General features: G+C 61.6%; 31 protein-coding genes and 1 tRNA gene. 18 read left to right on the forward strand and 14 right to left on the reverse strand.

Going from position 1 to position 21,021, the window contains the following annotated elements; genetic code table 11:
- Positions 1–10 precede the first annotated feature (10 nt).
- The 6 genes from VSO01S_RS26975 to VSO01S_RS01830 all read right to left on the reverse strand — a co-directional run bounded on the left by VSO01S_RS26975 (position 11) and on the right by VSO01S_RS01830 (position 4,392).
- Complete coding sequence (locus VSO01S_RS26975; RefSeq protein ID WP_153305095.1) at positions 11–160, reverse strand: hypothetical protein; 150 nt, start codon at positions 158–160, stop codon at positions 11–13.
- Positions 145–2,058: a toprim domain-containing protein gene (locus VSO01S_RS01815; RefSeq protein ID WP_084241620.1), complete on the reverse strand. Its 1,914-nt coding sequence runs from the start codon at positions 2,056–2,058 to the stop codon at positions 145–147. The genes VSO01S_RS26975 and VSO01S_RS01815 overlap by 16 nt, the downstream gene beginning before the upstream one ends.
- A complete protein-coding gene (locus VSO01S_RS01820; RefSeq protein ID WP_068640089.1) occupies positions 2,055–3,059 on the reverse strand; it encodes a YdaU family protein in 1,005 nt (334 codons plus the stop codon). Before VSO01S_RS01820 ends, VSO01S_RS01815 begins: the two co-directional genes overlap by 4 nt.
- Positions 3,059–3,472, reverse strand: a complete 414-nt coding sequence (locus tag VSO01S_RS27465; RefSeq protein WP_068640090.1) for a hypothetical protein — start codon at positions 3,470–3,472, stop codon at positions 3,059–3,061. Before VSO01S_RS27465 ends, VSO01S_RS01820 begins: the two co-directional genes overlap by 1 nt.
- 16 nt (positions 3,473–3,488) lie before the next feature.
- The gene (locus VSO01S_RS26590) at positions 3,489–3,983 is read right to left on the reverse strand and encodes an HNH endonuclease (protein WP_084241622.1); all 495 of its coding nucleotides are present in this window, start codon (positions 3,981–3,983) and stop codon (positions 3,489–3,491) included.
- A gap of 109 nt (positions 3,984–4,092) precedes the next feature.
- Positions 4,093–4,392 (reverse strand): Lrp/AsnC family transcriptional regulator, encoded by a 300-nt coding sequence (locus VSO01S_RS01830; RefSeq protein WP_068640091.1) that lies wholly within the window; start codon positions 4,390–4,392, stop codon positions 4,093–4,095.
- A gap of 123 nt (positions 4,393–4,515) precedes the next feature.
- Here VSO01S_RS01830 and VSO01S_RS01835 point away from each other — a divergent pair, with 123 nt between their 5' ends.
- Together VSO01S_RS01835 and VSO01S_RS01840 are read left to right on the forward strand one after the other, a co-directional pair.
- Positions 4,516–4,773, forward strand: coding sequence for a hypothetical protein (locus VSO01S_RS01835; protein WP_068640092.1), 258 nt, complete (start codon positions 4,516–4,518; stop codon positions 4,771–4,773).
- Between the two features lie 96 nt (positions 4,774–4,869).
- On the forward strand, positions 4,870–5,190 hold the full coding sequence (locus VSO01S_RS01840) for a hypothetical protein (protein WP_068640093.1): 321 nt from the start codon (positions 4,870–4,872) through the stop codon (positions 5,188–5,190).
- A 260-nt stretch (positions 5,191–5,450) separates the two neighbouring features.
- Here the strand turns inward: VSO01S_RS01840 and VSO01S_RS28250 are convergent, their stop codons facing one another.
- Positions 5,451–5,675, reverse strand: a complete 225-nt coding sequence (locus VSO01S_RS28250; RefSeq protein ID WP_373282861.1) for a helix-turn-helix domain-containing protein — start codon at positions 5,673–5,675, stop codon at positions 5,451–5,453.
- A 66-nt stretch (positions 5,676–5,741) separates the two neighbouring features.
- Here VSO01S_RS28250 and VSO01S_RS01845 point away from each other — a divergent pair, with 66 nt between their 5' ends.
- From VSO01S_RS01845 to VSO01S_RS01865, 6 genes are all read left to right on the forward strand, one after another.
- Positions 5,742–6,149: a helix-turn-helix domain-containing protein gene (locus tag VSO01S_RS01845; protein ID WP_084241623.1), complete on the forward strand. Its 408-nt coding sequence runs from the start codon at positions 5,742–5,744 to the stop codon at positions 6,147–6,149.
- 35 nt (positions 6,150–6,184) lie between these two features.
- Positions 6,185–6,640: a helix-turn-helix domain-containing protein gene (locus tag VSO01S_RS27825; protein WP_068640095.1), complete on the forward strand. Its 456-nt coding sequence runs from the start codon at positions 6,185–6,187 to the stop codon at positions 6,638–6,640.
- Between the two features lie 79 nt (positions 6,641–6,719).
- Complete coding sequence (locus VSO01S_RS27930; protein ID WP_245684081.1) at positions 6,720–7,400, forward strand: hypothetical protein; 681 nt, start codon at positions 6,720–6,722, stop codon at positions 7,398–7,400.
- Positions 7,401–7,506: 106 nt separating this feature from the next.
- Positions 7,507–7,914 carry a type II toxin-antitoxin system RelE/ParE family toxin gene (locus VSO01S_RS28255; protein ID WP_084241624.1) on the forward strand — a complete coding sequence of 136 codons (408 nt, stop codon included), beginning with the start codon at positions 7,507–7,509 and terminating at the stop codon, positions 7,912–7,914.
- On the forward strand, positions 7,904–8,410 hold the full coding sequence (locus VSO01S_RS26605) for a helix-turn-helix transcriptional regulator (RefSeq protein WP_161944413.1): 507 nt from the start codon (positions 7,904–7,906) through the stop codon (positions 8,408–8,410). Before VSO01S_RS28255 ends, VSO01S_RS26605 begins: the two co-directional genes overlap by 11 nt.
- Positions 8,403–8,768, forward strand: coding sequence for a hypothetical protein (locus tag VSO01S_RS01865; RefSeq protein ID WP_153305096.1), 366 nt, complete (start codon positions 8,403–8,405; stop codon positions 8,766–8,768). Before VSO01S_RS26605 ends, VSO01S_RS01865 begins: the two co-directional genes overlap by 8 nt.
- A 302-nt stretch (positions 8,769–9,070) precedes the next feature.
- Here the strand turns inward: VSO01S_RS01865 and VSO01S_RS01875 are convergent, their stop codons facing one another.
- From VSO01S_RS01875 to VSO01S_RS01890, 4 genes are all read right to left on the reverse strand, one after another.
- On the reverse strand, positions 9,071–9,337 hold the full coding sequence (locus VSO01S_RS01875) for a hypothetical protein (protein ID WP_153305097.1): 267 nt from the start codon (positions 9,335–9,337) through the stop codon (positions 9,071–9,073).
- Between the two features lie 231 nt (positions 9,338–9,568).
- Entirely contained in the window at positions 9,569–9,769 is a 201-nt protein-coding gene (locus tag VSO01S_RS01880; protein ID WP_068640100.1) for a hypothetical protein, read from the reverse strand.
- Between the two features lie 227 nt (positions 9,770–9,996).
- On the reverse strand, positions 9,997–10,374 hold the full coding sequence (locus VSO01S_RS01885; protein WP_068640101.1) for a hypothetical protein: 378 nt from the start codon (positions 10,372–10,374) through the stop codon (positions 9,997–9,999).
- Positions 10,375–10,443: 69 nt separating this feature from the next.
- Positions 10,444–11,166, reverse strand: a complete 723-nt coding sequence (locus VSO01S_RS01890; protein WP_068640102.1) for a hypothetical protein — start codon at positions 11,164–11,166, stop codon at positions 10,444–10,446.
- 173 nt (positions 11,167–11,339) lie between these two features.
- On the opposite strand from VSO01S_RS01890, the gene VSO01S_RS01895 reads away from it, so the two are divergent.
- On the forward strand, positions 11,340–12,320 hold the full coding sequence (locus tag VSO01S_RS01895) for a hypothetical protein (RefSeq protein WP_068640103.1): 981 nt from the start codon (positions 11,340–11,342) through the stop codon (positions 12,318–12,320).
- A 140-nt stretch (positions 12,321–12,460) separates the two neighbouring features.
- Here the strand turns inward: VSO01S_RS01895 and VSO01S_RS26985 are convergent, their stop codons facing one another.
- Positions 12,461–13,045 (reverse strand): toxin-antitoxin system HicB family antitoxin, encoded by a 585-nt coding sequence (locus VSO01S_RS26985; RefSeq protein WP_281179796.1) that lies wholly within the window; start codon positions 13,043–13,045, stop codon positions 12,461–12,463.
- 77 nt (positions 13,046–13,122) lie between these two features.
- Between VSO01S_RS26985 and VSO01S_RS26990 the strand changes: the two genes are divergently transcribed.
- The 6 genes from VSO01S_RS26990 (at position 13,123) to VSO01S_RS01920 (ending at position 17,723) form a co-directional block, all read left to right on the forward strand.
- Positions 13,123–13,308 (forward strand): hypothetical protein, encoded by a 186-nt coding sequence (locus VSO01S_RS26990; RefSeq protein WP_153305099.1) that lies wholly within the window; start codon positions 13,123–13,125, stop codon positions 13,306–13,308.
- 159 nt (positions 13,309–13,467) lie between these two features.
- Positions 13,468–14,772: a hypothetical protein gene (locus VSO01S_RS01905; RefSeq protein ID WP_153305100.1), complete on the forward strand. Its 1,305-nt coding sequence runs from the start codon at positions 13,468–13,470 to the stop codon at positions 14,770–14,772.
- The gene (locus tag VSO01S_RS01910; protein ID WP_068640106.1) at positions 14,769–15,239 is read left to right on the forward strand and encodes a hypothetical protein; all 471 of its coding nucleotides are present in this window, start codon (positions 14,769–14,771) and stop codon (positions 15,237–15,239) included. Before VSO01S_RS01905 ends, VSO01S_RS01910 begins: the two co-directional genes overlap by 4 nt.
- Positions 15,236–15,436, forward strand: coding sequence for a hypothetical protein (locus tag VSO01S_RS26995; protein WP_153305101.1), 201 nt, complete (start codon positions 15,236–15,238; stop codon positions 15,434–15,436). The genes VSO01S_RS01910 and VSO01S_RS26995 overlap by 4 nt, the downstream gene beginning before the upstream one ends.
- On the forward strand, positions 15,433–16,371 hold the full coding sequence (locus tag VSO01S_RS01915) for a hypothetical protein (protein ID WP_068640107.1): 939 nt from the start codon (positions 15,433–15,435) through the stop codon (positions 16,369–16,371). The genes VSO01S_RS26995 and VSO01S_RS01915 overlap by 4 nt, the downstream gene beginning before the upstream one ends.
- 224 nt (positions 16,372–16,595) lie before the next feature.
- Positions 16,596–17,723, forward strand: coding sequence for a tyrosine-type recombinase/integrase (locus tag VSO01S_RS01920; protein ID WP_084241626.1), 1,128 nt, complete (start codon positions 16,596–16,598; stop codon positions 17,721–17,723).
- Between the two features lie 81 nt (positions 17,724–17,804).
- Here VSO01S_RS01920 and VSO01S_RS01925 read toward each other — a convergent pair.
- Positions 17,805–17,881: transfer RNA gene (locus VSO01S_RS01925), tRNA-Arg, on the reverse strand.
- A gap of 289 nt (positions 17,882–18,170) precedes the next feature.
- On the opposite strand from VSO01S_RS01925, the gene VSO01S_RS01930 reads away from it, so the two are divergent.
- Together VSO01S_RS01930 and VSO01S_RS01935 are read left to right on the forward strand one after the other, a co-directional pair.
- Entirely contained in the window at positions 18,171–18,545 is a 375-nt protein-coding gene (locus VSO01S_RS01930) for an FHA domain-containing protein (protein WP_068640109.1), read from the forward strand.
- Between the two features lie 91 nt (positions 18,546–18,636).
- Entirely contained in the window at positions 18,637–18,831 is a 195-nt protein-coding gene (locus tag VSO01S_RS01935) for a DUF3606 domain-containing protein (RefSeq protein ID WP_068640110.1), read from the forward strand.
- Between the two features lie 15 nt (positions 18,832–18,846).
- Here VSO01S_RS01935 and VSO01S_RS01940 read toward each other — a convergent pair whose 3' ends face one another.
- Positions 18,847–19,740 (reverse strand): LysR family transcriptional regulator, encoded by an 894-nt coding sequence (locus VSO01S_RS01940; RefSeq protein ID WP_068640111.1) that lies wholly within the window; start codon positions 19,738–19,740, stop codon positions 18,847–18,849.
- A 115-nt stretch (positions 19,741–19,855) separates the two neighbouring features.
- On the opposite strand from VSO01S_RS01940, the gene VSO01S_RS01945 reads away from it, so the two are divergent.
- On the forward strand, positions 19,856–20,959 hold the full coding sequence (locus tag VSO01S_RS01945) for a YeiH family protein (protein ID WP_068640112.1): 1,104 nt from the start codon (positions 19,856–19,858) through the stop codon (positions 20,957–20,959).
- The last annotated feature ends 62 nt before the right edge of the window (positions 20,960–21,021 follow it).

A 21,021-nucleotide genomic window follows, 5' to 3' on the forward strand; every position in this document is an offset into this window, starting at 1 on the left:
AGTCGCTCCTTCATTCCGAATCGGTTCCGTACAGGCGCTTGACCCCCTCGCGCTCGAAGAGCACGGGGCGCAGCTCGTCTGCTTTGTTGGCGACCTCTTCGGCGCTTCCCGCCGCGATGACGAGGTAGTCGCTCCCCTGGTTGTTCAGGAAGATGCGCATGCCGGACTCGACGGTTCGTGAGACGGGTTCGACATGGAATCCGTTGGATTTCTTGCTCCAGAGGAGTGCGTATTGCTCGGACATTGGGGCTCCTGAGTTGAGAAAGGGACGTAGGAATATGGGTAGCGCCGCTGCTGCGATCGGAATTGCATGGACGGCTTGTCGAACCACAGGCGCAGCGTGTAGTCCTGGAATTCGCCGTAGCGCGACTTCTTCAGGATCAGCTTGGCGTCGATGTCGGCCTGTTCCTTCAGCCAAGCCTCCACCGCGTCAGGATCGTTGGGGTTCGCTGGTGCTTCGTCCTTCTGGGCGCGCCAGATCGAGAACACGTTGTCGGCGCCGTTGACGATGCCGCCGGCGCCAGCCACTTCCATCTTCCCGGGGGCTTCCGATTCGTCCTTCAGTTTCCGGGGGTGAGCTACGAGGTGGACATGAGCATCGTGCGCCTTCTTGAAGGCGACGATCTTCTGCACGGCCTCGTTCTGCTTCGTGATCGCGCCCGGGCCATCCGAAGGGACGTCGATCATCATCAGGCTGTCGATCACGAAGTGCCGAACGCCGTAGCGTCGCGCCGAGTAGGCGAAGACTTCTAGCAGGCGGTCCAGTTTCGCCGTGCCGACCAGGTCAAACAGCCAGCACCGGTCACGGAGCCAGGCACCAACCGCACGGATGTACTCGCGCGTTGGCCGATGGAGGCCGGTGGCCTGCTTGTGCATGCGCTGCAGGTGCTTGGCAGGGGGCATCTCGCCGGAGAAGATCACGACGCGCTCGCCCTGCTCCATGAGGCCGAGCAGGATCTGGTCGAGCATGAGGCTCTTGCCGTGCCCGTTGATGCCGGTCCAGCAGGTGTATTCACCGCGGCGGAACTCGAAGAAGTCGAACGCCTTGTCGAACTTGATCAAGGGATCCCGCGGCGCCGCCGGGTCCGGAAAGAACAACGCTTCTACCTGTGGGGTGAAATCGTCCGCATTGCGCAGTTCTTCTGGGTCCAGCGGTCGGGCCTCGCTCATGGCGGTCTGGAAATCGCAGGCGTCAGCACCCTCCTGCAGCCACTGATTCGCATCCTTCGCGCCCAGGTGGACCCGCTTGCAGCGGTCGATACCCAGCCGGCGGATGACCTCCGCAGCGCCTTTGTCGCCGGCCTCGTCGTGATCGAAGCAGATCAGGATCTCGTCGAACCGCTCGAGCTTTTCCCAGTCAACTTCGATCCACTGGTGGTTGCCTGCCCCTTGGTTCACGGACAGCGCTGGGACGCGCATCTGGTGCAACGTCATGGCGTCGATTTCACCTTCTGTGATCGTGACGACCCGGGCCTTGCGGTCGATCAGGTGCCAGCCGAACAGGCAAGGCGCCGCGCCGGCCTCCTGGCGCATGTCCCGTTTCTCGGCGACGTTGCGGGTCTTCGCGTTGATCAACTTTTCGCCGGTCTGGTCGAAGTACGGGAACACCGCGTAGGTCTTCCCGTCGCGCAGCTGCTCACCGATCCTGAACGCCTTGATCGTTTCATCGGTCAGGCCGCGGCCCTTCAACCAGTCGGCCACGCCCGCCTTCGGCACCCGAACGCTCGGCCGATCCGGCATCCGGTAGGTCTTCTCCGGCGGCTTAAGCAGGTCGTCGCGGATGCCGAGGAAGGCCTTGGCCTCCTTCATCGCCTCGACGATCGACAGGCCACGGCACGCCATCCACAGGTCGAGCAAGTCGCCGCCCTCCCCGCTCGCGAAGTCCTTCCACACCCCGGCACGGTCACCGGTTATGCGGACCGACAGGCTGTCGCCGGGCTCGCCGCTGGTGTCGCCGGCCTTCCACTCCGCACTCTTGCGTTTTCCCTGGGGCAGCAGGTGCTCCGCGATCCGCTGGGCCTGCGACGCCATGCGGGACTTGAGTTCGCCCGCGTTCATCCGGTCACCTCCTCGGAGAAGAGCTTCCCATCGCGGAAGTCGCGGAAGTTGCCGACGTGGCATCGAGCATTCAACGCCTCGGCCTGGCTGCCGAACCCAGCGACCTCGAACCAGTTCGGCTCCGGCGACACGCCGTCGGCTGCGGGCTCATCGGCCCCCTGCCAGCGTTTCTGGTTCAGGTACACGAGCGGTGCCGGCACGTACTCGCCGCTGTCCTTCGTCCACTCCTTCGACACCTTCTTTCGCTCGACGTGAGCGATGACCGTGTCGGCGATGCTCTCCGCGCCGGCCTTCTCCCACGCCTTAGCGCACTCGCCCTTCGCCTCCTTGCGCGGGTGCTTGGGCCAGATCGACCAGAACCGGACGAAACCGGGTGGGTACTCAGGCTTACCCCCCAAAGAAGTATTTCCTTGTTTAGTTGGTGTCTGGGTATGGGTAGTGGTGTCTGGTGTCTGGGTAGCCGTGACAGGCATTGCAGGTGCCGTGACAGGTTCCCGGACCTGTAACGTTTCAGGCGTTTCAGGTTCCGTTGCAGGTTGCGTTTCAGGTGCATCAGGCACGGGCGGCTGCAACGCTGCTACCAACGCACGCAGATCCTTGATGCCGATGTTCCACTGCGCATGCTGTCCTGCATCGTTGAGTTGCTTGAACAGCGCCGCTCGTTCTTCGCGGTGGCGCCGCGTCCGCGTGTCTTCGTTGGCCTTCTTGGCCTCGCGATCTGGCTCGCCGGCGCGGTAGCGCTCGATCTCCATGTCGCAACGCTCCTGGTGCCATCCGTCTTCGCGCAGTTCAAAGAACTCGCGCAGCACGGACTCGACGGCCTCGCGCTCCTCCTTCGAGCGCGCGACCACCAGGCGCTGCACCTTGGCAATATCGGCAGGCAAGGGCTTCTCGCTGGCGTAGTACTTGCGCAGGAGCCGGGTGTAGACGCCGTCCTCAAGGATGGTGAGGTGCTGTGTGGCTTCGGCGTAGTCGCCGATGTGGTGTTCGTAGTAGTTCATCAGAACGGAATGGACGGGTCGTCCGGCTGCCAGGTGACGACGAATTCGCCCATCTGGCGAGGGACTGCTTCGCGGATCAAGCGGGCGACGCGCGCAGTTTCTTCCGGCGTGAAGGACACGCATGGCGGGGTTGGCGAGTAGCTCGCGACGAAGAATCCCAGCCCTTTCGCGGCGGTGTTCAGGATGCTCGCTGCGTCGTATTCGTGGGTGGTGAAGCCGTCGTCGCCTATGAGCACGACACGCGGCTGGAGTGCTGGCCTTGCGGCCGGCTGACGGATCCACTCGCCGTCGACCAGCGAGGCGGTACGAGCCGGCGCATAGATCGAAGGCGCGTTCAGCTTCAATGTCACGGCCCAGGGCTCGCCGCGGCTGTCGATCATCTTCTTCAGGTCGATCAGGATCGGTTCGCTCATTTCCAGGCCCTCCCCTCTAAATCGTGCAGCCTTCATGAAGCTGCCTCTTTGCCAGGACATACGCTGCGTGTGCGAGTTCAGGTGTGTCGTAGCGCCCGAGCCTGTGACGAACGCCATTCACTGCTATTTGGGCGCGCCAACGCCCTGAGGACTTGCAGAACGACACGCCCAGGAGCCCGCATTTGTTGTCACATCGCGCGCGTCGAAGGTTCTCGCCGTTGATCCGCTTGCCTGCGAGCCTGAGATTGCCAATTCGGTTGTCGTCGCGAACGCCGTTTCTGTGGTCTATGGCGACCATCGGCCACTCGCCCGTAGCGATGAGCCAAGCAACGCGATGGGCAAGATGCGCCTCGCCACGGACCCAGATGGTCCGGTAACCCGCGCTGCTCAGATGCCCAGCTTCGCGTCCGGCGCGTGTCCCCGCCTTCCACATCAGGCGGCCGCTTTCCGGCAAGTATTCAAGCGCAGCGCGAACATCTTCAGCCGTCAGCCGGGACTGCTTTATCTCCATCTGCCCACCTCGTAATCTGTGACCCACTTGGCGCTCGACCAGGAACGGTGCACGCGCAGCCAGTAGAGGAAGTGCGCGATGTAGATCACGCGGTTGATCTGGCGGGCCATCAGTCCCACTCCAAGGTGCGCACCGTCTGGACGGTGCTCAGGTGCTGCTTCGCCATCAGGAGAAGCGCATCGACGTAGTCCGGGGGGAAGCAGCGCATGTCCTGGCCAACGACCCGCAGGCCCGCGTGCGCCAGCATCAGCGCGAACTTGTCCAGGTGCTCGCTGAGCAGTCTTGAGACGGTCGCCTCGCTGACGCCCATGGCCACAGCGATAGCCGCCTGTGATGCATCCCGCTGCGTCGCCTTGAGCACGCTCGAGACGATCTTGCGGGCGCGCTCGTCGGGCGGCTCGGGGGTCACGATGCACTGCCTTGCACCGCATTTCGCGGGCTTTCATGCCGTTGCAGGTCCTGCAAGAAGGTGCAAGGAGCTGCATCGCGTCTTGCTGGTGCTTCCACCTGGGCCGGCTGAGACTGCGGCTCCATGCACACAGAACTCCCAGACCCCGACCTGCCGCTGCCGCACGCCACCGGCGACGTCTTGCACAGCAGCACCCGGACATCCATGTCCACCAACGCAGACCCGGATGCCAACCGACCAGCACGACTGTCGATCTGCACCACCAGGCTGGAGATGCGCGCTGTCGACGGCGAGCTGCTGATCCGCTTCGCCGAGCACCGAGCAGACCGGCTACCGGTGCGTCCCGCGGCCAACCGGCCGCAGTACCGGGGAAGGGCCTGATGCGAAGTGCCGTCCTCAAAACTGTGGAGGGGCGCCCGCCCACTCGCGGCGTAGGCTCCAAATTCCCCAACTTGGACCCCGCAAGGGGCAGGCGAAATGGAAAAGAAGCATGTCTTGATGCTGGTGTCACTCAACGCAGCCAACGCCGCAATCGGACGAGCATTCCTGCAGCGGATCAAGACCAACGTCGACAGTGCTGCAGCACCGCTATGGATCGATGCCCATGGAATCGGCGTGTTCATCACGACCGACCTCTCGATACGGCAGATGTGGGAGCACGCTTGGCCGGATTCCCTGACGTTGGATCAACGCATGGATCTGAAGGACTTTCTTGTTCTCGAGGTTGGTCCTGGCTGGATGGCAGCGAACGGCAGCAAGGCGTCGGCGTGGTTGAACTCGCGCTTCCCGCGCTACTGACGGGCCACGGCAGCACGTCCCCCAGCTTCATCGGCTCGCCCGAAAAGAACGACTTGCCCCAGGCAAGATTTGCGCGGCCAGACCAAGCAGCGGCCCAACGGATAGGCGCACTGCTTGCTGCCCACAGGCAGACCTTCATTGCAATAGCGGCCACGCGCGACCGCGTCGGCCTCGAAGGCCGCTGGTCGCCAAACCCATGCCCTGCCGGCTCGTCGAAGTGCTCGGTGACCTCGATGCCTTTGATGTGGGGGGCGGGCATGTCAGGCGGCCTTCGCGGGTTCGGTTGCGACGAGTGGCCCACGCAGCTGCACTGCGGGCTGCTGGTACAAAACAAGAAGGGCCTGGCACAAGCTGTAGCGGGGATCTTTGACCTTGCCAGTCGATATCTCGCTGATCGCGGCTTGGCTGCATTGGCATGCGCCTGCGATCTGCCCTTGGGTGAGCCCTCTTTTTGTCAGCTCCGAAATGATTGAGATCCAGTCCATGGATCGGAATATATCGGTATGCCGATATCATTACAATAGGCAAACCGGTTTTCACGTTGGATCCCTATGCGCAATCGAACCCCTTTCGGCGAACGCCTCGTGCTAGCGAGAAAGCATGCAGGACTCAACCAAGTGCAACTCGCCAAGGCCATCGGGGTGAGCCAGTCGACCATTGCAGAGGCCGAAAAGGCAGGTCAAGGCTCTTCAAAGACGGCGCAGATCGCGGGCGTGTGTCGCGTCAACGCCCACTGGTTGGCCACGGGCGAAGGATCCATGTTTGGTCAGCCCTCGCAAGCTGTGCCCACCATGACGGTAGAAAGCGCCCTTCAGGTGCTGGCCGCCTCAATCGAAGGGATCAGTGAAGCCGGCGACCGAGCAAGTGCCTGCTCGATGTTGGCCACTTTCATTGACAACCCACAAGGCAACATGGACATGGTGCCTCTGATCGCCAAGCGCCTAGCCCCGCGCAAGTAGCCCCATCCAAATTATCGGTATACCGTTTTCTACCAATGAAAACCGATAAGTTGAATGTCATTCATCCGACAGGGCTCGCCTATCGCCTGAAGCTGATTCGTGGCGAGCGAGGGCTGACCCAGGAGCAACTTGCCGAGAGGGCCGGCATCTCGCAGAGCGCGATCGGCAACATCGAGTCCGGCCACCGCAAGCGCCCCCGGGATCTAGTCGCAATCGCAACCGCCTTGGGCGTCACACCAGAATGGCTCGAGACTGGCCATAGCGGCCTGGTAGCCCCAGAACAAACTTTCGAGAAACGCGCCTGTGCGCCTGAGCCTCACTCAATCCGCCTGGCAATGGAACTCCTGGGGCGACTGGCTATCAAGCAGCGCCCCACCCTCCGCAAGAACCTCGGCAACCTCCTCGTCGAGCTGGTCGAGCACCCTGACGACCCCGACGTGATCGAGCAAACCATCACGGACATCGAGAGATTCTTCGGGCCGGCGACGTAGGGATGCCGATCCCTCCCCAAACTTGAGGATGGCTGCACCGCTGCGGTGCATTACATCTGGGGTATTGGAGAGAGGGAAGATGCGGAAATCGATGTTTGCCGCCGCGGTCGTCGCGGCGTGCGCGGTGCTGGCGGGTTGCGCATCGCAGGTCATGAGCACGACCCCGACCAAGTCGTATCAGGTCGGTCAGCGAATTCAGGCAGCGCCCGGAGACGTTATCTTGTCGTCCCAGGCGGGGCAGATTCGAACCGTTCGGCGCTGGGTAGGCATCCTGAACTCCCCCGACGGCTGGGAATCCACCATCGCCAAGGATTCCAGTTTCCTGCGCAGGGAGCTGATCTACTCCGGGCTCTCCGGATCAACCATCGAGATCAGCTACCGGGAGTTCCGCGGTGAGCTCGCTGCACCGGCGTTCTACCAATCCGCGAAATACGACCTGGCTGCGTCCAAGGAGATCAGCTTCAAGAACTTCAGGTTCCGCGTGGACTCGGCCGACAACAACGGCATGACCGGCATCCTGCTGAGTGACGGCGTGACTACCGCCACTGATCCGCCGCCTCCGCACGGACAGAAAGCCGGCCCCACTGGGAAAGACACGCTGCAAGCCCAGGCCGTAGCTCGTGCCCAAGCGTGCTCCGCCCAACCCGTAGCCACGCTGACTGCCAACGGGCCAGGCTTCGAAACCTACAGCGTCCCCTGCTCCAACGGCGATGCGCTGACGATTCGATGTGAGTTCGGGAACTGTCGGTTGCTGCGGTAGAAAGTTCGCCCTTCGAAGCCTGACGAGTGCAACATCCGTGACCTTTCCCACTACATCGGCAAGCCGTTAATAACAGTATGGCCAAACCCAACATCGCAAATTTGATATGCTTTGGCGATTCGCTACCTACGTAACCGCGCACGGCAGGAATGATGTACAGGACACCATTGACCGTTACAACGATGACGACGCAACCACTTTCGAACGTGCCGTCAAGCATTTGGCGGTATCTACTAAAGACAAATGGGATGAGCCGCATGCCAAGAAACTGAAGGGCGACACAGATCTGTATGAGATCAGGTATCGAGCGAACCGATGTGCGACGCGAGCCATTGGATTCTTCGACGATCAAACATTCATCATCACCCTGATTTGCACTCACAAACAGAATGTCTACAAACCTCCGAATTGGCTCAAAACTGCGAGGCAACGCGCAAAGTCCCTCCAAGAGGGAGTCGGTGCGACAAGTCCTCTCCAGATCTTTGGAGAAGACATTTCTTCGGATGAAGACTAGGCCTGCATCACGCCATGCCTATGTCAAGGCTGAAGTGGTCACTGCTCTGGCTCATCAGGTGCGTGCTATTCGCTTGCAACGCGGTTGGACGCAGGCGCAGTTGGCTAAGCAACTGGGAACTACTCAAGCAGTTGTTTCTAGGCTTGAAGATCCGTCCTACGGTCGAATTACCCTCAGCACCTTGTTCGACCTAGCCAAGGTCTTCGATACCGGACTCGAAGTGAAGTTTGTGTCGACCGTGTCGATGCTTCAAAGAACCTTTGTCCCGGATGCGCAGGCCAGAGAGGTTCCGTCGTTCGCAGAAGAGGAAGATCTTGTCTGCTTCTACAGTCCAAAGGAAACGTCGGCTGTCCTTTTCCGTGCCCAGGAGCCTGTCTTCAAGTCGAGCGTTTCTGCACACGTCTCCACCTTCGCTCACAACCTCACGATTCTCCCTTCGACTTTCCAAACACCTCCAATAGAGGTGAATCTCGGCAGGAGTGCGATCAATGTCTGATATGGAAGCACCACCCAAACCCCCCGTATTTCGGCGCTCAACAAGCGCTCCGAGCATCTACGTGGAAGGCATATCCCAAATGATGGTCGGCTTTCCGAACAGCAGGATGCTGCTTCACAGCCTTGTCACGAAGGACGCCGAAGGCACCGAAGTTCGCCATGTCGCATGCGAGCTCGTCATGCCAACCTCAGCCGTCCTGGAGACAGCAAAAGTTCTCCTTGCCCAGTTGGCACTCAACAAAGAACAGTTGGTGGCTAGTGGCAGCGAATGGCTAAGTAAGTTCCAAGAAGCGCTTGCCGACGTTGAATCGGTCTCGAATGAAGAAGTTGGAACTCCTACTGACCAGTACGCGAGTTAGTAGGTCGCGCAGCGAGCGCAGAGCCTGCTTTGGCGGGCTTTTTTTATTTCCCGATCTTTGAGTTCAGTGTCTCGGCAAGGTAGTTGGTTGCTAGCACCTGGGCGACCTGCACGGTACATCGTGTCTGTTCCTCAGGGACAGCGCCCCCGCCCAGACTTGTCTGCACAAGTTCCTTCGCGAGTTCGAGTTGTTCGCGCGTCACCGCGTGTGCGCGGACAAGCATCGTCTCCTGGAAGGCATTGGTTACTGAATCTCTGGACATGTGCTTGGCCTTCCATATGGAAAGCTCACAGTATGAAGCGTCAGGGCGCGTCGGCCGGGGATGTCAAGAACTGCACCGCAAACTCAAACCCCTGATCGAAAGCGCTGTCCAGGCTCTCGGCCACGTAGTTCGTCGGGACTTGACTCAATCGACTCGTCTGTCCGCTGCTGTGATGCACGTAGATATGGAAGGGCCATGAATCGCTCAATATGTCGTACCCGGCAACCACTTCAATGCGCGACCCCAGGTACGTGCCTTGCATCACATGACGTGGTCCAGTCTCGGTTTGCACCTTGTTCTCAACCATGCCCTGCATCGCACCTCCTTGGAAAGGCCCAGTATGACCCTTCGCTCTCCGAGCAGGTACAATGCCCCTCTTGCCTGCGCAGGGCAACGCCGAATCTCACGGCGGCACGTCGGACAAGAGCCACCACGACGAGAAAAACTATAGGTGACTCCCGCATGAGAATGTGCCGTAACGTGGGTCGCGTAAGTGCCCACGACCACGTTCTTGAAGCCCGCCCTACGCGGGCTTTTTTCATTCCTGCCGTCGCCGGAGTCCCTCCCGATACAGGATTCCTCCCACCTCACCAAGTGCGGCCCAGTCATTCCCCGACAGGCCCGCCAGGTCCATCCATGCGGCGAGCTTTGCAATGGCGTCGTCCAGGCCCATTGTGCTCTGCTGGGCATCCAACATTTCGGCTTGCTCTTCAAAGAAACTGATGGTCGGGTGGATCATCGCGCAACTGTGCACTCCTCTTCGGCGCCAGACAAGCGAGACGCGACAGCCGCAGGCATCGACGAACCGCCGCGTTGGCGGGTGCAATAAGCGCCCTCTACCAGCGCCTGGCGACTGTCGGCCTGAAGGATAGACGGTAAGACTGTAGGTTTCGTTCCTCAAGGCGCCGTCCTCGCGTAGGCCATGGCGCCATGCGCATCGGAAGCCGGCCTGCCCCAACTTCACCGTTACGCACCAAGTGAATCGAGTCGAGCCTTCAATTGGTTCACGGTCTCTTCCAGTTCTTTCCGCTTCGCAGCACGCTGCTCGAGCGCCTTCCCGAAGTCGACCATCAGCACGATAAATCCGATTGCCAAGGCGTTGAAGATGTGAACTGCAAACGTGAAGATCTGCCCACGGGTGGCTTGGCCAGTGGTCGCCAGAAACTCGAATGCCCCGTAGGCCGAGTTGGCGAGGAACACTGCTATGAGCAGCCGGTAACCCCAATTCCGGGCCCAACGCAAGAGGATTGCCCGCCGCCCCTCCTCAAGGGCGTAGATAGAGACAGCCAGCGCAGCCACGCTGAAGAGTGTCGTCAAGATGAGGCTGAGAAGCGCGATGTCCATTGCGCGAGCATAGAACAGCGCAATCGCCCTTCGCGTCCTACCAGTGAGGGGCTGGCGCCCGCCCCTCGCCTACTTGGCTGCCACCGAGATCAGTTCCGGCTCCCGCCGGCTGGCATACTCGATCACCACCGGCACATGGGTGAGCAAGAGCGAGGCGTGCTCTTCGGCCAGGTATCGAACCAAGGCATGCAGGCTATCGATCTTGAAATACCAGTCGTCGCTCTTGTCGGCCAGCACCTGCGTGCACGCGAAGTGCCAGCCCCAGACCTCTGACTTCTCGCGCCAGCATGTGTATGCCATTTCGCGCAGTTCTCGCGCGCAGTACCGCGGCGGCCAGAAGTCATCGGAGTAGTACGAACGCGATGCGTCCATGCGCGGGAAGAACGAGCCAGCGATCAGGACTGCAGCAACGCCCTCCGGGTCATCTCTCAGCCTCCATAGGTGCTTCAGCGTAACGTACTCACCCTTGCTGATCTGGTCGTAGTAGTGCAGCGGTCCATTCGTCCCTGGCCAGCTCACAAAGTGCCGGTTGATTCGCTCCCGCATCTTGTCGATTGCATCAACGGGCCACCATGACAAGGCGGGTTCGCGGTCGTCACCGCATCCTGGGTCGATGACCGTGACGGTTCGGAACAGAGGATCCAGTTGAACGTTGAACCGCTCCAGGTGCCCGCGCCATTGCCTGACGACATAGGTCCAGTCCGCCCCATCAAGGAACTCCTTCACCTTCTTTTCGCGCTGCACCTCCCAGGACTCGGGAGCGATGGTAGGCGGAAGGGTGCGCTTTCTCATGGCGGCGGCAGGGATGGCTATGCCGCTTTGTACCGGGAAACCGCAAAAAGCTTGAACACGGTCCGCCCTTCGCTCGTGTTGCGCTCTGGCAATATCACGAGTGTGATGTATGAAGCAAAGGCCCCCTCTCTGAGGTCGTTGGTCTTGCACCTGACTAAGGGGACGTGAGGCCTATGGAGAAACAGGTTCGTTTCAACGTCCTGGAGGGGAAACTTGCCTCCAGGCGCGAACAGTTGTTCGAATTCGCATCGGAGGAGCAGAAGGCTCAGTATGAAGAGTCAACGCGCGAACGGCGGGAAATGCTGGATAGGCTTCGCAAGAACATTGTTGAGCAGCCTGAGAAGGTGTTCCCCGCATTCTTGAAGATGTTGGTGGATGACCCTGAATCGATGCAGGAGGCCGCTCCCTCAGCAGTCCGGCTCTACTCATACGTCGCCAAGCACCTCCTGAGCGCAATTGAAGGCGCCAAACCGGAGGTAGGAGAACACCTCACCTTCGAGCAATTCTGCGTTGAAGAAGCTTTCTACGGCGACAAATCGATCTACTTTCGTTTGTTCAACTTCGATGAAGATCGACCATTTGAATCCATCTTTGAAGAGTTGCTCAGCGACCGCTTGGACCACTTCCGAAACGCTGCAGCGAGTGCTTGCCACATGGTATGGCTCGGCGTACCGATGTATCTAGCCGGCCCCGATGGAACACTGACGGAGGATCGCTCTTCTGAGCGATTCCATTTCATCAAGGGTATGGGCAAATACTTCTATCCCCCGAATGACTATGAAGCACCGGAATGGATGAACGGCGTCTACCTGAAGCGGAGCGACATCGACCGTCACTACCTAATTTTTTCCCAGCCCGAAACGCCTTCGGCCGAAGAGCAGGCCGCCCTGATAAAGGCATATCGAGTCAGCCTCAACTTACCGCTCGACGAGGCACATGCCCAACAAGAACTAGGCTTTGGAACTCGGCTCGCACGCTATGCGGGATCGATGATCGAGCATTTCGAGAAACAAGGGTTCAGTCGGGTCCGAACTGGTGAATGGCCTCTGCAAAAGGCAGTCGTGCATTGGTTGTCAACCAGCTGCGGGCTTTCTAATCGCGAGGCCGAGGCAATTGATTTGATGACCCGTCCTGACCACCTGAGAGTACGCTGACCCCACCCTGAGGTGATCCTCAGGCATGCTTCGCTTGCCCTCAGGGCACCCTGAGGGCCGACAGTCCACTCCATACCGCAGCAATCGGTGCACGGCGGTGCTAATGGGGCGCTGCGCGCCTACTGGAGGCGGGCGTGAGGTCAGGGTTTCTTGGGCTTTGGGGGTGGACGACGGATCAGTCCAGGACGGGGGACGGCAGGGGGAACTTGTGGGCGGCCGTGGACGGCAAGGTTCCGCGCCTCGATTGCTTCCTTGACACGCTCAACGGCAACATCGGCCTCTCGCACCAGCTTCTGAAATCGCTCAGCTTTCAGGCTCTGCTCCGCTTGATGGTAGAGCTTGTAGGCGCCCGCATAGGCTGCTTTCTCCGTCTCGTCAGGGAGCAATTGAACGCCCAACTCCTTTGCGGTGTTCAAGGCGTCCATGAGATGAACGCTTACAAGGGATCCGCTGTAAAGAATCCCTTCTGCCTTGATAGCCTCTGCCAGCCTGGCTTCGTCCGTTTCAGCCAGCTTTACGGCCAAGGTTACCAACGCCCCATTAGGTTTCAGATCAGCGAACGACTCCTCAAGGCGACCGACGATCTCGGCATTGAGGCTTTTAGACGTGCGATCCGCCTCATCCGACAGCCGCTTATGCAGCGTCTTCGGAATGCGAAGCGTGATGCGCGCGTAGCGGTCCTCGTCTTCTTCCATTGTGAGATTGTTACACCAAAACAGTGTCACTTTCCCGTCAAAACACTTGACACCATGACAGTGTCACTTTCAAAATTGGTGTGACACCATTTCTATGTCACTCAAACATGACTGTCTCCAACTTACATCAGAAGCCCGTCCAGGTCCGGATGAAGGCGGAAACGCATCGCTGGATCCACGAGCAAGCTCAAGCGCAAGAGCGTTCGGCGAACTGGATCATCAACCGCGTGCTGGAACAGGCACGCGCCGAACAACAGAAATGCCCCGACCGTGCGAATGTTGCTCGGCTCTGACAAGGAGGCCGCTTGACCGAAGAGACTTCGTCGTTACCTTGCGCGTTCGGGACCGCGCCCAGTACGCTGGAAGAGTCCCCAAAAGGCGAAGCCCCAAAGCAGGTGAGAGCGCTTTGAGGCTTCTAGATCCGAGAACCCCTTGCACAGGAAACCCGAACCATGACAGATGTTATCGCGTCCGCACGTCCGGCCGCAACACGAGTTACTAAGAGCGCAATACCAGTTACCGAGGAGGCCACTGTTGTTGCCCCGCCAGCAGCGGTTGTCCCTGCCGAAGACCAGAACGACAAGGATTTGAGCGGCAACGCTGGGAAGCCCGCCGACGCCACGAGCACCGCTGTTGTGCTCCACCGTCATCATCGGTTCGATCCCTACGCGCAACTGCTCGAAGCAGAGGCCGCGATCAATGCTATGGGAAAGGTCGACGACGCTGTCCGTGGCATCTTGTGCCTCATCGAGGTGGCCAAGTCGGCGGTCGAAACTGCCGGGACGGATGCAGGCCGCTTGCAGGCCGCCGCTGATCGGTTGGAGGCAGTGTTGGCCCTCCTGGACGCGATCGACAACGGTCTCGATGATCCCCTGCTCTACAGCGCGGGAACGCTCATTGCACTGGCCAAGGTGCAGATCGACGCGAAGCTCGGGCAGCCGGCGACGGTAGGGACTCGGCCAAGCCAACCTACAGTTCTGGCCAACCAGCGCAACTTCTGCGACGGGCGTGATCTGGCGATCCAGATGCTCGCGGTCGGCGACGCGCTGGACCATACCGACGAGGCCGAGCCCTACCGCTGGTTGCGGGGCGGTGCCGCACAAAACCGCTTCGCCCTTCCCTTCCTGCAGCGCCTTCTTGCGCAGCCCGAACTGATGGATGGATTCGCCGCGGTGTTGTCCGGCCGGCTGGGGACGGGCGACAGTGTGCACGCCGACTCCTTCGCGCTCGACTGGGCCGAGTACCAGGCCGGGCTGGTTGGCGAGGACGGCACGGCTACAGAAAGCGATCCTGCCCCGCCATTGACTCCCGCTTCGGCCATCGCCACGCCGATGGCGACCCAACCAACAGGTGGCGTTCCTGCGGCTGACTTCGACGCAGACGACGCATCACTGCGTCTAGCCCGTGCGCACAGCGTGAGTTGGATGCTCTGCCAGATCTTCGGCAATGCGACGGGTGTAGCGCCGAGCGAAATCCGTGACCTGGAAGGGCTCGGGGGATCCGTGCAACACCTGCGCAAGATCCTCGCGACGCTGCACGCCGAGGTCATGGCGGTGGATGGCGAACTGCCCGACGACTTTCACTCGAATCTCTTCCACGCATCCAGCTTGGCAACGCTGGTGGATGAGGTTGAATGGGCCGGCCAGTACAAGTTCATGACGGGCAACCTCTCCATGTCCGAGTACTTCGGCGCCATCTGCGCCGCCTGCGAACAGGCCTCGGAAGCGATCAACGCATGCGAAGGAGCGGCAGCATGAGCAGGCTCGAAACAACCGGGATCAGCCGCCGCGACGAGCGCGCCCATGCGGTCTACAGCGGCAGTGCCGAAGCGCTGGTGCATGCCGGCCTGGTCGAGCCGGGTGAACTGCCGGGGCATGCTGGGAATCCTCGCGGCATGGTGACGGTCGACGGCGCCAAGCGCGTCGTGGCATGCGTCCGCGATGGCGAACCGCAGCTGGAGGTCTGGACGACCCTCACCGGCTGGCCCTTCCCAGTTGCCGGCGAGACGTTCATGGGCCGGCCCGTCGAGGAAGAAGTGGCGCCTCCGCCTGCGGCGAAGCGCTCCAGTCACAAGCCCAAGCCCGAACTCACCGACGAGCAGCGCTTCTTCATGGCGCAGTTGCCTTCGGCCTTCCGGGCGTTGCGCGAGCGCACCGTCGGCGCTCTGCCGCCAGTGCTGATCGACTTAAACGAGTTGCGCATGACCGTTGGGGGCTCAGCATGAACACGGACCCGCAAAAGCATCCGCTGCGCCTAGTGGTTCGTGCTCACGACCCCATTGACGCCGATATGGTGGCTTACACGGCCATGGAAGATATCGACGCCAACTGTCCAGCGGTTTGGGAGCGTGCCCCTGTTGATGCCCGGGCCAAGATCAGAAACGCAATCGTCCGCGCCGTGCGCGCACAGGAGAAACGATGAACGACAGCCATCTCGATGCAGTCCTCCTTTTCACCTCTATCGCGGAGTTCGAGGCACGGCCGAACTTTCACGCGGAGTTGCAACTCACCGCAGACGAACTGGATCGGATCATCGGCAAGTATGAATTGCCGGCCAATCGCGGATCTTGGGCTCTGTGCGGCTTGAACAACTGCCATCGCGAACACAGGTTCGGATATGTAATCCGCGCGAAAGACGGTCGCGAAACCAACATCGGTCATGAATGTGGCAAGCGTGAGTTCGATGTCGAGTTCGAGGAGGTCGAAGCCCGATACAAGCGAGCCGTCGATGCTCAGGCCCGCCAGCGAGCCGTCACGGCGCTGCTAGCCGAACGGGCGCTTCTCGTTGCTCGGTGCGAAGAAATCCAACCGACCATGGCGAAGCAGAGTGCGCGCTACTCTGCCTTCCGAGCCACCTTCCAGCCGGTGAACGGCTTCTGGCTCAATCTATTGAAGTGCGCCAAATTGGGGGGTGCGATTCGGGCGGCGCGGCAGAACAGCGCGTGGAATCCATCAAAGGGCGGCAAGGAAGAGATCGTCACGGTCGGGCGCTTTGCCGGAGGCGCCGCACTCCTTGAAGACGGAAGCGGCCTGGGCAACGTCATCACAAACGACGTTCTGCCATGGCTACGTGCCCTTGATGCGGATCGTCTGACCGCGCTAGACGACGCGGGTATGACGACGACATTGCGAGAGGCTGCGGCGCGTCGCGGCACGTTGGAACGAGCCGAAGCCTTTGCGGCGCACAGCTCGGCGCTGCTGACCCCTCAGAACGTCGCCGCAATGCGGGCAATCTGTGATCACCTCATGAAGTCGAGCGATGCCGGCCATGCGGAGGCACTACTGGAGAAATGGGTTGCTGAAGCGCAGACCGCCGGAGTGCCTGAGAAGCCTGTCCGCATCCACAAGGATCGCTGACCAGTGACGACGCACCTGCAACCCAGGGTGGTCCGCCACCGTGACGCCCCGGCCTACCTCGGCATGGACCGCAACCGGTTCGATGCCGAAGTGCGGCCCTTCCTCACGGAAATCCCGATCGGCGATCGAGGAATCGCCTTCGACAGATTGGAACTCGACGCCTGGGTGGAGGCGTATATTGCCCAGCGTGGACGCCCGAGTCGCGCAAGGAAAGGAGAAACATCATGCGAACTCGGACAAAGGGGATCCAGCTCCTTGGGAATGAGCGGGTCGTCAACAAGCAGTACCTCGGTCAAAGGATCTTCCAGCGCCTTGGTGCGATCTCGCAAGACGATGCAGAAGCCTGGCTTCGCAATCGCCAGCGCGAAATCGACGCCGAGCGGGCAAAGCAACTTCGAACAGGCGCTGACCGCCTGTGGGCAGATGGGGCTGGCAAGTACCTGATGGAATGCAAGCAGCGCAACGTGCGCTCGCTGGAAACCATCAGCTACCACGTCAAGATCCTGCTGCCCTACATCGGCAGTCTGCCCATGGGCGATGTCTGCAATGACTCGCTGGAGACGTTCAAGGCAGAGCGGATTGAAGAGGACGGAGCGAAAAACTCCACCGTCAATCGCAGCCTGGAGGTGGTGCGGACCGTGATGAACCGCGCGGCGCGCGTCTGGCGCGACCAGGGCAAGCCCTGGCTGCCCTCACCGCCGCTGATCGAGATGTTGGATGAAGAGGCGCAGCGGAGAAAGCCGTATCCGCTGTCCTGGGCAGAGCAGGCACAGTTGGTTCCGGCGCTCGCGACCCACCTTCAGCGGCCGGTGCTTTTCGCGCTCAGCACGGGGGCCCGCGACGACAACGTCTGCGGCCTGCGGTGGAGCTGGGAAGTACCGGTTCCGGAGCTGGGCCGAAGCGTATTCGTGATCCCGGCGGCCGAGTTCAAGGGCAAGCGCGACCATGTGCTGATCCTGAACGACGCGGCCTGGAAGATCGTGGAGGACTGCAGGGGCAAGCACGAGGAATACGTGTTCACCTACCGGCCGCCGGCAAAGAAGGACGAGACAGGCAAGGTGATCAAGAAGCCGCGGCGCCGGATCGGCACACTGAACAACAACGGTTGGCAGCGCGCACGAAAGGACGTTGGGCTGGAGAAGGTGCGAGTGCACGACCTTCGCCACACCTTCGGCCAGCGCCTGCGAGACGGCGGGGTGAGTGAAGAAGACCGGGCCCTGCTGCTGGGGCACGCGATCGAGGGAATGCCGCAGCACTATGCGACGGCGACGGTGGCCAGGCTGGTAGAAGCAGCCAACAAGGCTTCCAACACCTTCGACCGCACGACCCTGCTGCGGGTGGTGAACGGGTAGCGGTAGAGGAAAAGTCGCGCAGAAAGTCGCGCAAAAAGAAAAAGGGTTAGGACACACTCATGTCCTAACCCTTATAGAAGTTGGTGCGGCTGGCAGGATTCGAACCCACGACCCCTTGGTTCGTAGCCAAGTACTCTATCCAACTGAGCTACAGCCGCACAGCTTGCGATTATAGCATGACCAAATGTGACCACCTGGGGCAACCACCTTGGCAAACTTCGAATTTGATGACTCGAAGTGCGCTAACCGCGAAGCCTTCGATTATGGCACAGATTTGAGGGCTGGCTCAACAAAGTCTCCAATTTAGCGCGCTGTGGCAAACCGCACGCTGCGCACGGGCGAACAGCAAGAAGAGGCCAAAAGTCCTCTCTTTTCATTCATTGGCCAGTGCGCGGCCCTTCGTAAAGTCGGTACATCCACTTCAGAGATTCGACTTACACAGCCACCATGCCAAGACTCATCATCCTGAGCAAGGACCGCAGCGCCAAGCAGGTCTACATCAGCGGACGCATGACCACCATCGGCCGCAATCCCACCAACTCGCTGGTCGTGGACCGCGACCGCGTCAGCCGCAAGCATGCCGTCATCGACTGGGACGGCGAGCAATACACCATCATCGACATCGGCAGCCGCAACGGCACTTTCGTGAACGGCCTGCGCATCTCGCAGCGGCTGCTGCGCAACGGCGACACCATCACCGTGGGCGACTGCGACCTGCGCTTCCTGTGCGATGCCGAAACGCCCAGCGAGAAGGCGCTGCGCCTGATCACCATGCCCGGCGCACTGGCCGATCTGGCCCGCCAGCAGCCCGCGCTGGCCTGAGCGCGGCGCGCGCCGTCATCCGCTTGGGCCCTTGGCCTGCGCACGGCGCCTTCCCAGCGGGGCTACCCTGTCCCGACGAAAGGAAGCAGCCATGTCCCACGACAACAGATCCGTCGATGCTGACTCCCACGCCCGCACGCAGGTGAACGTGAACGACGCGGACGATGTCCGCTACTGGACCGAACGCTTCGGCGTGGAAGAAGGCGTGTTGCGGCATGCGGTCGACCAGGTCGGCCCTTCTGCCGAGGCGGTCGCCAGGCAACTGGAGAAGAACTGGTTGCCTTGAGCCGGGGCCTCGCGCCTATTGCTCGAGTTCCAGCAGCGCACTTAGCGGCGCCGAGAAGCTCTTGAACTGGTGGCGGATGCGATAGAACGCCCGGTCCAGGGGCGGCAGGGCCGTCTGCAGCACCACCAGCCGGCCCAGCGCCAACTGGTCGCCCACCGCACACAGCGACAGGCAGGAAATGCCCAGCCCGGTGGCCGTCCCCTGCTTGATGGCCTCCGTGTCGCCCAACTGCGTGGCCAACGCGAACCCGCCCAAATGCGGCAAAAGGAGCTGGTCGAGCAGTTCGCGCGTGCCCGATCCGATTTCCCGCAGAAGCCAGCGCTCCTGCCCGAGCTCCTGCGCGGTGGCCGGGCGGCCGAGCGTTGCCAAGGGGTGGTCGGGCGCGGCCACGATCACCATCCGGTCGGTGCCCCAGGGCTGCACGTCCAGCCCCTCGGAATGGCACGGCCCCTCGATGAGGCCGGCGTCCACTTCCATCCGCAAGACTGCATTGACCACTTCCTGCGTGTTGCCGATGCGCATGTCGACGGCAATGTCGGGCTGCTCGCGCTGCAGGTGCGCGATCCGGGCCGGCATCACGTAGTTGCCGATGGTGGTGCTGGCGCCGATGCGGATGAGGGCCGGCAGGAACGAATCCCTGTCGCCGTCGCCCACGCCGAAATCGCGCTCGATCTCCATGGCCGCATTCAGCGCCACGCGGGCCCGCAACTGCAGCGCGCGACCAGTTTCGTTGAGCACCAGGCGCTTTCCCACGCGATCGAACAAGGGGGCGCCGAGCAAAGACTCCAGCTCCGCCAGCGCCGCGCTGGTGGCGGACTGCGACAGAGGGATGCTGGCGGCCGCGGCTGTCGTGCTGCCCAGCTCTGCGACCGCCGAAAAGATCTGCAGCTGTCTCAGCGTGAGCCTCATTCACCCGCCTTACTCATAAGATGAGTTGATCATATCGATATAACTCGTTTTTCATTTCGAGCGGCTGCGGCCAAGATCGCTTCATCGTTTTCGACAGAAGCAAGAAGAAGCCGTCATGCCCGCATCCAGCCGCCCGGCAGCACCCCTCGCCGGGCAAACCGCACCGGATTCCTCCCCTTCCCTCGCGCCCGGCCTGCTGCTGGCAGCGGCCGTCGCGGCGGCGGCCCTCTGGCTGGGGACCGTCCCCTGGTTCCGCAGCAACGGCCTGAGCACCCTCACGCTGGCAATCGCCATCGGCATGCTGGTCGGCAACACCCTCTACCCCAGGCTCGCGCCCCGGGCCGGCCAGGGGATCGCGTTCTCCAAGACGACACTGCTGCGCGCCGGCATCGTGCTCTACGGCATGCGGCTGACCTTCGGCGAAGTGGCCTCCATCGGCCTGTCCGGCGTCGTGGTCGATGTGGCCATGCTCTCGAGCACCTACGTGGCCGCCTACTGGATCGGCACGCGAATGCTGGGTCTGGACCGCGAGACCAGCCTGCTGATCGGCGCAGGCAGCTCCATCTGCGGCGCCGCCGCGGTGATGGCGGCAGAGCCGGTGGTCAAGGGCCGCGCCGAGCAGGCCACCATTGCCGTGGCCACCGTGGTCGCCTTCGGCACGCTGGCCATGTTCCTGTGGCCGGTGGTCTATCACCTGGGCGTCGACCACGGGCTGCTGCAATGGACCGCCCGCGAGTACGGCGTGTTCGTGGGCTCGACGGTGCACGAGGTGGCCCAGGTGGTGGTGGCCGGCGGCGCCGTCTCGCAAGAGGCGGCGGACGCGGCGGTCGTCACCAAGATGCTGCGGGTCATGATGCTGGCGCCGGTGCTGGTGATCGTGGCGCTGATGCTGTCCCGCGGCGCCAAGGCTTCTGCTTCTGGTGCCGCGAGCGGGCCGGCCCGCCGCACGCGCATCACGGTGCCGTGGTTCGCCTTCGGCTTCATCGCCGTTGCAGCCTTCAACTCCGCCGTCGACCTGCCGCAGGCCTGGAAGCAGGCCGCCATCACGGTCGATGACATGGTGCTGGCCATGGCCATGGCGGCGCTGGGCCTGACCACGCACGTCTCCACCTTGCGGCGCGCCGGCACGCGGCCCATGTGGCTCGCGTCGATGCTGTTCGGCTGGCTGCTGGTCGGAGGGTTGCTGGTCAACCATGTGGTCGGCCAGTGGATGGGCTGAAGTCCGCGATCCAGATCGAGCCGGGCTTGGCCCGGTTCCATCATCAAGAACGTCGGCATGAC

This window comes from Variovorax soli NBRC 106424 (genome assembly GCF_001591385.1).
Classification (GTDB): Bacteria; Pseudomonadota; Gammaproteobacteria; order Burkholderiales; family Burkholderiaceae_C; genus Variovorax; species Variovorax soli.

Coding starts and splice junctions, on each gene's coding strand:
- VSO01S_RS26975 (WP_153305095.1), bottom strand. CDS start 160: ATGCGCATCTTCCTGAACAACCAGGGGAGCGACTACCTCGTCATCGCG.
- VSO01S_RS01815 (WP_084241620.1), bottom strand. CDS start 2,058: ATGAACGCGGGCGAACTCAAGTCCCGCATGGCGTCGCAGGCCCAGCGG.
- VSO01S_RS01820 (WP_068640089.1), bottom strand. CDS start 3,059: ATGAACTACTACGAACACCACATCGGCGACTACGCCGAAGCCACACAG.
- VSO01S_RS27465 (WP_068640090.1), bottom strand. CDS start 3,472: ATGAGCGAACCGATCCTGATCGACCTGAAGAAGATGATCGACAGCCGC.
- VSO01S_RS26590 (WP_084241622.1), bottom strand. CDS start 3,983: ATGGAGATAAAGCAGTCCCGGCTGACGGCTGAAGATGTTCGCGCTGCG.
- VSO01S_RS01835 (WP_068640092.1), top strand. CDS start 4,516: ATGCACACAGAACTCCCAGACCCCGACCTGCCGCTGCCGCACGCCACC.
- VSO01S_RS01840 (WP_068640093.1), top strand. CDS start 4,870: ATGGAAAAGAAGCATGTCTTGATGCTGGTGTCACTCAACGCAGCCAAC.
- VSO01S_RS28250 (WP_373282861.1), bottom strand. CDS start 5,675: ATGGACTGGATCTCAATCATTTCGGAGCTGACAAAAAGAGGGCTCACC.
- VSO01S_RS01845 (WP_084241623.1), top strand. CDS start 5,742: ATGCGCAATCGAACCCCTTTCGGCGAACGCCTCGTGCTAGCGAGAAAG.
- VSO01S_RS27825 (WP_068640095.1), top strand. CDS start 6,185: ATGAAAACCGATAAGTTGAATGTCATTCATCCGACAGGGCTCGCCTAT.
- VSO01S_RS27930 (WP_245684081.1), top strand. CDS start 6,720: ATGCGGAAATCGATGTTTGCCGCCGCGGTCGTCGCGGCGTGCGCGGTG.
- VSO01S_RS28255 (WP_084241624.1), top strand. CDS start 7,507: ATGCTTTGGCGATTCGCTACCTACGTAACCGCGCACGGCAGGAATGAT.
- VSO01S_RS26605 (WP_161944413.1), top strand. CDS start 7,904: ATGAAGACTAGGCCTGCATCACGCCATGCCTATGTCAAGGCTGAAGTG.
- VSO01S_RS01865 (WP_153305096.1), top strand. CDS start 8,403: ATGTCTGATATGGAAGCACCACCCAAACCCCCCGTATTTCGGCGCTCA.
- VSO01S_RS01875 (WP_153305097.1), bottom strand. CDS start 9,337: ATGGTTGAGAACAAGGTGCAAACCGAGACTGGACCACGTCATGTGATG.
- VSO01S_RS01880 (WP_068640100.1), bottom strand. CDS start 9,769: ATGATCCACCCGACCATCAGTTTCTTTGAAGAGCAAGCCGAAATGTTG.
- VSO01S_RS01885 (WP_068640101.1), bottom strand. CDS start 10,374: ATGGACATCGCGCTTCTCAGCCTCATCTTGACGACACTCTTCAGCGTG.
- VSO01S_RS01890 (WP_068640102.1), bottom strand. CDS start 11,166: ATGAGAAAGCGCACCCTTCCGCCTACCATCGCTCCCGAGTCCTGGGAG.
- VSO01S_RS01895 (WP_068640103.1), top strand. CDS start 11,340: ATGGAGAAACAGGTTCGTTTCAACGTCCTGGAGGGGAAACTTGCCTCC.
- VSO01S_RS26990 (WP_153305099.1), top strand. CDS start 13,123: ATGACTGTCTCCAACTTACATCAGAAGCCCGTCCAGGTCCGGATGAAG.
- VSO01S_RS01905 (WP_153305100.1), top strand. CDS start 13,468: ATGACAGATGTTATCGCGTCCGCACGTCCGGCCGCAACACGAGTTACT.
- VSO01S_RS01910 (WP_068640106.1), top strand. CDS start 14,769: ATGAGCAGGCTCGAAACAACCGGGATCAGCCGCCGCGACGAGCGCGCC.
- VSO01S_RS26995 (WP_153305101.1), top strand. CDS start 15,236: ATGAACACGGACCCGCAAAAGCATCCGCTGCGCCTAGTGGTTCGTGCT.
- VSO01S_RS01915 (WP_068640107.1), top strand. CDS start 15,433: ATGAACGACAGCCATCTCGATGCAGTCCTCCTTTTCACCTCTATCGCG.
- VSO01S_RS01920 (WP_084241626.1), top strand. CDS start 16,596: ATGCGAACTCGGACAAAGGGGATCCAGCTCCTTGGGAATGAGCGGGTC.
- VSO01S_RS01930 (WP_068640109.1), top strand. CDS start 18,171: ATGCCAAGACTCATCATCCTGAGCAAGGACCGCAGCGCCAAGCAGGTC.
- VSO01S_RS01935 (WP_068640110.1), top strand. CDS start 18,637: ATGTCCCACGACAACAGATCCGTCGATGCTGACTCCCACGCCCGCACG.
- VSO01S_RS01940 (WP_068640111.1), bottom strand. CDS start 19,740: ATGAGGCTCACGCTGAGACAGCTGCAGATCTTTTCGGCGGTCGCAGAG.
- VSO01S_RS01945 (WP_068640112.1), top strand. CDS start 19,856: ATGCCCGCATCCAGCCGCCCGGCAGCACCCCTCGCCGGGCAAACCGCA.